The organism is Belnapia arida (assembly GCF_016773205.1).
Taxonomy (GTDB): Bacteria; Pseudomonadota; Alphaproteobacteria; order Acetobacterales; family Acetobacteraceae; genus Belnapia; species Belnapia arida.
Genome location: NZ_JAETWB010000144.1, coordinates 1 through 1,173 on the forward strand (window position 1 = coordinate 1; position 1,173 = coordinate 1,173).

Sequence of the window (1,173 nt, forward strand, 5' to 3'; positions counted from 1 at the left end):
AACCCTCCCCTGCCAGCGGTGGCACGGGATGGCGATGACAGCGCCCACCCGGTGCCGGCTTCGGTCACCCGAAGCCAGTGGCACCGGCCCCGCTGCGCCAGCCGCGGCGGTTATCCCGTGGATGGATCCACGACCACGGCGACCAAGCTGGCGCGCCAGCCTGGTCGCTTCGACGCGCATCCTCCGCCTACTTGGTGGCGGGCTGGGGGTCCACCCCCTGCCCGCCCCTCTCCAGCCAGGCTCGGTAGCTCTCAAGCCGACCGTCGCGGCCCTTGAGCAAGGCCGAACCCGATGTTGGAGACATCCATGACCATCACCTACACCCCGACCAGCGGGACCGGCTCGCTCTGCTATGAGGGCCGGATCATCCGCCAGCGCGGCAGCATGCTGAACCTGACGGATATGTGGAAGGCGGCTCGCGCCCCGGAGAACCAGCGCCCCAGCGACTGGCTGGCCCTCGATGAGACAGGACGGTTTCGCGCCTATGCCGGCGCGCAGGCCACCGGGATCGACCCCGGCATGGCGGAAAATACCAGCCAGGACGGCATTTTAGCCCAGTACGGCATCCACCCGACCCAGCTCGATGGCGCCACGGCCGATAATGCCGGCCAGGACGGTATTTTAGACTGCGACAGCGACGGCCTGGTCGCCACCCTGCGGGGACGGCTGGGCGGCACTTGGGCGCATTGGCAGCTCGCGCTGGCCTATGCCCGGTACCTCTCGCCGCAGTTCCACCTCTGGTGCAACGTCGTGGTCCGCTCCGCCATGGAGCACCTCGACGGCCCGGAGGCGGGCGAGGATCCGCTGCTGCGGCACATCCTGCAGCAGTTCCGCGCCCTGCACCGCCGGCTCGACACCGTCGACCGCCATGCGGCGGACCTGATGTTCCTGCTGCTGTCGTCCCAGGACCTCCTGCTCGGCAAGCGGCGGCACTTCTCCGACCGCAGTCAGGCGGTGATCCGCGCCGTGGTGGCCGCCGAGCCCCACGAGGGCCAGTGCCCCTGCTGCGACCGGAACCCTGTCATCAGCGGGGACGGCCAGCCGCTGGCCGGCGCCGAGTTCGACCACTTCTTCCATCGCGGTCTCAACAGGCCGGAGCATGGCTGGCTGATCTGCGGCCCCTGCCACACCGAGCTGACCCGCGGTGGCTACCTCGTCCGCTTCATGCGGATG

The 1,173-nt window shown here is 69.7% G+C and carries 1 protein-coding gene; it reads left to right on the plus strand.

All coding sequences use genetic code 11. The annotated features are described in order from the left end of the window. Positions 1-306: 306 nt before the first annotated feature. The coding region (locus JMJ56_RS33095) for a KilA-N domain-containing protein (RefSeq protein WP_202836118.1) at positions 307-1,173 on the plus strand (867 nt) is incomplete at its 3' end.